Source organism: Duganella radicis (assembly GCF_009720825.1).
GTDB lineage: Bacteria > Pseudomonadota > Gammaproteobacteria > Burkholderiales > Burkholderiaceae_D > Rugamonas > Rugamonas radicis.
On the sequence record NZ_WNKY01000094.1, the window covers coordinates 1 to 4,992 of the forward strand.

The window sequence follows — 4,992 nt, forward strand, 5'->3', positions numbered from 1 at the left end:
CGCTGGCCGGCTGGGACGGTGGCACGCCGTCCGGGCCGTTCGGCGAGCGGGGCACGCTGGACGCGATGGATGCGATGGGCTTGGCGGACGAGGGGGCGGCGGGCGGTGGGCGGGCGGCGCCGAATGCCGCGCGGCAGGCAGCGGCGGCGGATGCGGGGCTCGATTGCGCGGAACTGGCGCAGCTGCTGCCGGCCGGCGGCAACGATGGCATTTTCGACGTGGTGCTGCCGAACGGCGAGCGCATGGGCGTGGTCGTCAACGGCCAGGCCACGGCGCTGTCCTACCTGCTGTCGCCGGCCTCCGAGCAACTGGCCGGCCGCCTGCGCCGGCAACGCATGGAACTGGAGGGGCGGATGGAGCGACTTACCCAAAGGAATGTGAACATCACCGTGCTGTAGCGGCCGGGTTCACGCGCCATCCCGATCAACCCAGCCCGTGAACCGCCCACCATGGCCGACACCGATATCCCTCCAGCGCGCGCCAGCGCCGCTGTCATTTTTCCCGCCGGGGCGCCGCAGGCGCGCCGCGCCGGCCCTGCGGCGGCGCCCACCCGGCTCAGCCAGCAACAGGCCCGGCTGGCCCGGGCGGTGGGACGCGGCCGCATTGCCGTGCTGGCGACGGCCGTGCTGGCGTTGCGGCCGGTCGATGCCGTCGCCGACACCGGCGCCAACCCCGGCGCCGAGGCCGGTGCCGGTGCCGAGGCCGGGCTCCGAGCCGACGCCGCACCTTGGGCCGACGTCGCACCTTGGGCCGACGCCGCACCTTGGGCCGACGCTGCGCCCTGGGCCGACTCCCTGTGGCTGGCGACCCCGGCGGGCCTGCTTGAGATCGCCGGCGGCGCGCGCCTGCTGCACGGCCTGACCGGCATCCATCCCGGTCCGCGTGAAGCGGACGCCGCCTCCCGGCCATGGTATGCCGCCGCGCTGGCGGCCCGGCTGGCGGACACGCCGCTGGCCGGCGCCAGCGTCACCACGCCGGGCGGCCCGCCGGACCCGGAGGACAACTGCTGCCTGCGGCTGACGCTGAGCTCCGGCCAGCATCTGCTGGAGGCGCGCGCGCGGGCGCCGGCCGCCGTGTGGCTGGATTTGCTGGCCGGCGGCGGCTGGGCGCGCGAACGCATGCCGGCGGCGGACACGCTGTCGCTGGCGCTGGAGACGCAGGAAACGGTGCTGCTGGCGCGGCACACGTTGCCGGCCTGCGTGTTGCGCACGCTGGCGCCCGGCGACGTCATCGTGCCGGACAGTCCTTGCTTCGGGACCGACGGCGCCGGCTGGATGCGGCTGGGGCATGTGCGGCTGCGGCTGCGCTATGCGGCGCCGAACGCGCTGGAAGTGCTGGATGCGCGGACGGGCGCCGCCTGAGCGATTTCTCGACATACTGAATGGAGCATGATGTGATGAGCGACGAGTTGGATCACCAGGGCGCGATGGCGCCGGAGCGGGCCGGGGAGGTGGCGTACGACGCCGGTGACGCCGTGGCGTACGAGGCCGGACGCGAGCATGAGGGCGGGCACGAGCACGGACACGGGCACGGGCACGAACATGAGGACGGGCACGAGGCCGCCTGGCAAGCGCGGCGCGAGGCGGGACAAGAGGCCGAGTACGAGACCGAGTACGCGGCGGAGGGCGCCGGCGCCCTGGCGGCGGACTTCGACGCGGACGATCTGCCCGACGGCCTGGACGCCGTTCCGGTCACCGTCGGCTTCGAACTGGGCCGCGTGGCGCTGCCGCTGGCCGAGCTGAGGACGCTGGGCGCGGGCGCGGTGGTGCAGTTCGACGGCGGCTCGCCGGCCGCGGTCGCCATCGTGTCGGGCGGGACCACGCTGGGCCGCGGCGAGATCGTCGACGTCGAGGGCCGGCTCGGCATCCGCGTCACGCACTGGGGCGCGGCATGCTGAGCACCCAGTTCGACGTCGTCTCGTTCTCGCTGCTGCTGGCGCTGCTGTCCTTCATCCCGATGATCGTGGTGACCACCACCTCGTTCCTGAAGATCTCGCTGGTGCTGATGGTGCTGCGCAACGCGGTGGGGGTGCAGCAGGTGCCGCCCACGCTGGCGATCTACGGCATCTCGCTGGCGCTGAGCGTGTTTGTCATGGCGCCCACGGTGCAGGAGGTCGGCAAGCGGGTGATGAGCGTCGACACCGCCGCCGCGCGCAGCACGCCGCTGTTGCAGCACCTGGGCGGCGCGTTCGAGCCGATGCGCGACTTCATGCTCAAGACCAGCCGCCCGGAGCACCGCGAGCTGTTCCTGAACTCGGCCAAGAAGCTGTGGCCCAAGGAGATGGCGGCGGAGGCCACCAGCAGCGACGCGCTGATCCTGATCCCGGCCCACGTGGTGTCGGAGTTGCAGGCCGGTTACGAGATCGGCTTCCTGATCTACATCCCGTTCGTGGTGATCGACCTGCTGGTGTCCAATCTGCTGATGGCGCTGGGCATGCAGCAGGTCAGCCCGCAGACCATCACGATCCCCCTGAAACTGCTGCTGTTCACGCTGGTGGACGGCTGGGCCAAGCTGCTCAACGCGCTGGCGATGTCCTATGTCTGACGAAAGGTGCCCCCATGGCTGATACCCTGAATTACTTCCAGCAAGGCATGATGATGGCGATCCTGCTGTCGGCGCCGCCGCTGATCATCGCCGCCGCCTGCGGCGTGGCGGTGTCGCTGATCCAGGCGGTGACCCAGGTCCAGGACCAGACCCTGCCCTACGTGGTCAAGCTGGTGGCGGTCGGCTGCACGCTGGCCGCCATGGGGCGCTGGATCGGGGTCGAGCTGATCGAGCTGACCAACCTGGCCTTCACCATGGTGCCGGACATCGGCCGCTGACCCATGCCGACCTCGCTGCTGATCGACATCAACAACGCGGCCATCGCCATGGCGCTGATCGCGCCGCGCGCCATCGTCTGCCTGCTGATCCTGCCGGGCTTCGGCCTGAGCACCCTGCAGGGCGCGGCGCGCTACCTGGCCGCCATGGCGATGGCGCTGCCGGCGGTGGTGCCGACCTTTTACTATGTGCAGGCGACGCCGCCGGACTTCATCGTGGCCGGCTGCCTGGCGATCAAGGAATCCATGCTGGGCCTGCTGCTGGGGGTGATGCTGTCGGTGCCGTTCTGGGCCACGCAGTCGGTGGCGGCCATCCTCGACAGCCAGCGCGCGGCGGTGCAGGTGCAGGCCAACAACGCCTCGGTCGACCGCGACGCCAGCGCGCTGGGCGGCATGCTGTTGCAGGCCACGGTGGTGGTGATGATGCAGGCCGGCCTGTTCGTGGCGCTGGCGCGCATCCTGATCGAGAGCTACGGCCTGTGGCCGGCCTTCGATTTCACGCCGCCGTTCGCGCCCGGCCACGTCGAGGTGCTGATCAAGCGCGTGGGCGAGTTCTTCTGGCACATCATCGTGTACGGCGCGCCGGTGATCATTCCGCTGCTGTTCGTCGAGTTCGGGTTCGCCATGGTCAGCGTGTTCGCCTCCAACCTGCAGGTGAGCTCGGCCTCGGCGCCGGTCAAGAGCCTGGTGGGGATGTTCGTGCTGCTGGCGTTCTGGCCCACCTTTTCGCATTACATCGCGGGCGATTTCGCCCGCCTGCTCGACCTCGTGGCGGAGTTGCTACAGTTGAGTCCGCGCTAGCGCGGCCCGGGAGACGCCGTGAGCGACGACAAGACCGAAGAACCCACCGAGAAGAAGCTGGACGACGCCCGCAAGAAGGGGCAGATCGCCATGAGCCGCGACCTCGCCAAGCTGGGGCCGCTGCTGGTGGTGGCCGAGATCGCCTTCGTCACGGAGCAGCTGTGGCGCGAGGCGATCCATTCGCTGATGGAGCTGAGCATCGCCAGCGTGGGCCGGCCGTTCCGCCCGGCGCTGGAGGAGATGGCCAGCGGCGCCGGGCTGTTGCTGCTGATCGTGTTCGGCGTGTTCTTCGTGGTGTGCATCCCGGTCGGTATCATTTCCCACTGGGGCCAGTTCGGCATCCTGATCGCGCCCGAGGCGGCCACCATGAAGTTCGACAAGCTCAATCCGATGAATGGCATCAAGGGCATCTTTTCCAAGAAAAAGCTGTTCGAGGTGCTGATCTCGGTGGCCAAGGCGGCGCTGGTCGGCTGGCTGGTGTATGTGCTGGTGTACGCCGACCTGCCGGCCATCATCGGCCTGTCCGGCGGCGCCCCGCGCGACGCCTATTTCGGCTTCATCGAGATGCTGCGCGCGGTGTTCCACGTGGTGCTGGTGATCTGTCTGGTCACCAGCGTGGTCGACCTGGGCGTGCAGAAATTCTTCCACAAGAAAGAGCTGATGATGGACAAGGAGGAGATCAAGCGCGAGTACAAGGAATCGGAGGGCGACCCGATGGTCAAGGGCCAGCGCAAGCAGCTGGCGCGGCAATGGGCCAACGAGGCGCCGGCCGCCAAGACGCAGCAGGCCAACGCGGTGGTGGTCAATCCGACCCACTTCGCGGTGGCCATGTTCTACGACCCGGCGGAGGCGATGGTGCCGGTGGTGCTGGCCAAGGGCAAGGACGATATCGCCCAGGCCATGATACGGCGCGCGCGCGAATTCAATATCCCGGTGATCCGCCACGTGTGGCTGGCGCGCACGCTGTACGCGACCTGCCGCGAGGACAGCGTGATCCCCAAGGCCAGCTACGAGGCGGTGGCCCAGGTGTACGCCGTGGTCAACGAGCTGGTGGCGATGCAGGACCAGGGGCGCGAGGTCGAGCTGGAGAGTCTGGGCGAGCCGCCGGCCGCGTATCGTCCGTCCGGGGACGCGGCGTGAGGGCGGGCGACAGGGCGGCGCCCGCCGCCGCAGCGCCGGCGGATGCGGCGGGCACGGTGTCCGGCCGCGCGGCCGGCGCGATGGGGGTGATGGGCGCGGCCGATGCGATGGCGGCAAAGGCGGCAGAGGCGGGCGGCGCGAGCGATGCTGTCGGTGTGAGCGATGCGGCTGGCGGTACCGGCGCGGTCGACGCGATCGATGCGACGGTGCCGCCGGCTGGCGCCGGTGCGCG

The 4,992-nt window shown here is 70.3% G+C and carries 7 protein-coding genes and 1 pseudogene; all 8 read left to right on the forward strand.

What is annotated here, in order from left to right:
• The coding region (locus GM676_RS31690) for a hypothetical protein (RefSeq protein WP_170304393.1) at positions 1-398 on the forward strand (398 nt) is incomplete at its 5' end.
• Positions 399-449: 51 nt separating this feature from the next.
• Complete coding sequence (locus tag GM676_RS31015; RefSeq protein ID WP_155468416.1) at positions 450-1,361, forward strand: hypothetical protein; 912 nt, start codon at positions 450-452, stop codon at positions 1,359-1,361.
• 35 nt (positions 1,362-1,396) lie between these two features.
• Entirely contained in the window at positions 1,397-1,897 is a 501-nt protein-coding gene (locus GM676_RS31020) for a FliM/FliN family flagellar motor switch protein (RefSeq protein ID WP_170304394.1), read from the forward strand.
• Positions 1,891-2,544, forward strand: a complete 654-nt coding sequence (gene sctR, locus GM676_RS31025) for a type III secretion system export apparatus subunit SctR (RefSeq protein ID WP_155468418.1) — start codon at positions 1,891-1,893, stop codon at positions 2,542-2,544. Before GM676_RS31020 ends, sctR begins: the two co-directional genes overlap by 7 nt.
• A gap of 14 nt (positions 2,545-2,558) precedes the next feature.
• Positions 2,559-2,822: a type III secretion system export apparatus subunit SctS gene (gene sctS / locus GM676_RS31030; RefSeq protein ID WP_155468419.1), complete on the forward strand. Its 264-nt coding sequence runs from the start codon at positions 2,559-2,561 to the stop codon at positions 2,820-2,822.
• A 3-nt stretch (positions 2,823-2,825) separates the two neighbouring features.
• Positions 2,826-3,620 carry an EscT/YscT/HrcT family type III secretion system export apparatus protein gene (locus GM676_RS31035; RefSeq protein ID WP_155468420.1) on the forward strand — a complete coding sequence of 265 codons (795 nt, stop codon included), beginning with the start codon at positions 2,826-2,828 and terminating at the stop codon, positions 3,618-3,620.
• A gap of 18 nt (positions 3,621-3,638) precedes the next feature.
• On the forward strand, positions 3,639-4,760 hold the full coding sequence (gene sctU, locus GM676_RS31040; protein ID WP_371866419.1) for a type III secretion system export apparatus subunit SctU: 1,122 nt from the start codon (positions 3,639-3,641) through the stop codon (positions 4,758-4,760).
• Positions 4,757-4,992, forward strand: a pseudogene (locus tag GM676_RS31045) (c-type cytochrome); the annotation flags it as partial. The gene sctU and the pseudogene GM676_RS31045, both read left to right, overlap by 4 nt.

Coding starts and splice junctions, on each gene's coding strand:
- GM676_RS31015 (WP_155468416.1), top strand. CDS start 450: ATGGCCGACACCGATATCCCTCCAGCGCGCGCCAGCGCCGCTGTCATT.
- GM676_RS31020 (WP_170304394.1), top strand. CDS start 1,397: ATGAGCGACGAGTTGGATCACCAGGGCGCGATGGCGCCGGAGCGGGCC.
- sctR (WP_155468418.1), top strand. CDS start 1,891: ATGCTGAGCACCCAGTTCGACGTCGTCTCGTTCTCGCTGCTGCTGGCG.
- sctS (WP_155468419.1), top strand. CDS start 2,559: ATGGCTGATACCCTGAATTACTTCCAGCAAGGCATGATGATGGCGATC.
- GM676_RS31035 (WP_155468420.1), top strand. CDS start 2,826: ATGCCGACCTCGCTGCTGATCGACATCAACAACGCGGCCATCGCCATG.